The sequence below is a fragment of the Lutibacter sp. B1 genome (genome assembly GCF_012524075.1).
In the GTDB taxonomy this organism is placed as follows: Bacteria; Bacteroidota; Bacteroidia; order Flavobacteriales; family Flavobacteriaceae; genus Lutibacter.
The window spans coordinates 1-1,237 of record NZ_JAAZUI010000102.1; the positions used below are offsets into that span (position 1 = coordinate 1).

The 1,237-nt window shown below is 36.1% G+C and carries 1 protein-coding gene; it reads right to left on the reverse strand.

Annotation, left to right across the window (positions count from 1 at the left end):
- Positions 1-41: 41 nt before the first annotated feature.
- Positions 42-1,019 carry an IS110 family transposase gene (locus HGB55_RS15045; RefSeq protein ID WP_168817893.1) on the reverse strand — a complete coding sequence of 326 codons (978 nt, stop codon included), beginning with the start codon at positions 1,017-1,019 and terminating at the stop codon, positions 42-44.
- Positions 1,020-1,237: the final 218 nt, after the last annotated feature.

Sequence of the window (1,237 nt, forward strand, 5' to 3'; positions counted from 1 at the left end):
TTTATATACTCTATTAAAAACCAAATAAAATCGTTATTTTTTCAACTCATTTTTCTTGGGTCAATACAAATATGGTTCATATCATATGGTTTACGACTTTGGATGACACCATAGACTGTTCTTAGCATTTTATTGGACACATTGTTCATAATTAAGAAATAAGGCTTTCCTTCAAGTTTTTTTCGTTCGGCATATAAGCTGTATTCCTTATTATGAGCTACCGCCGTTTTGGCAGCAAGGAATAACAGGGATTTCAGTTTTTTATCGGCCATATGGCTTGTTTTCGATTTCATTGACATTTTCCCTGATGAGTTGGGGTATGGGCACACACCAGCAAATGCAGCCGCTTTTTTTGCCGTCGAAATACGTTTGAAGTTTTCCGTTTTGATGATTAGGTTGTTTGCGATTACCGGGCCAATTCCTTTGATACTTGTGACAAGTTTATAATTATCTCTTAATTCTGAATCTGATTGGACGACTTTTTCAATTTCTTTTTCAACAGAACTAATTTCATTTTCCAAATTCATAATTGCCCTTTTGCAGCTTCTATAGGCCACAATACTCTGGGAAGGTCCAATCATTCTTGCCTTTTGCCCCAGTAGAAGTGATGTCCTGTTTTTGGAAAGTTGTTCGCGCAAGGTATAGAGTTCTTTGAGTTCTTTGATGGACTCGGATTTAGGTTCTTCAAGGCGCAATTCTTCAGCAAACCTCTCACCATACTTTCTGATACGATAAGCATCCTTTGAATCACTTTTACCTCTCTGCAACCCAAGACTGTGCTTAACACTGTAACCAGAGACCAATGCTATTTTAATACCGTATCGGTAACAGAGGTGTACTAATAGGTCGCCGTAACTTCCCGTGTGCTCAGCTACCAAGATACAGTCATCTTTCACTTGTTTTAAAAAGTTGCATATACCATTAAAGTTATTGCGTATGATCTTTTTTTTCTCTTTACCTACATCAAGAAAGCTGACATCAAACTTTTCTTTGGACAGGTCAATTCCATATACTTCCATTATAAAATGTTTTAATGTTCCCATTGAGCGGCTTAAATCGTTAGTGGGTTATGCCCTTAATACTCTCTGGCTTTGACTCAAATAACTTACTGTACTTAATATAAATAGTAGATTTCCTCTATTCCGTTTCTAAAGCTAATGCAGTAAGTGGAACTGTTGTTTAATGGTAAAAATACATTTGTTTTTATCTATAATTCTTACTGTCGGTAAAGTAACGA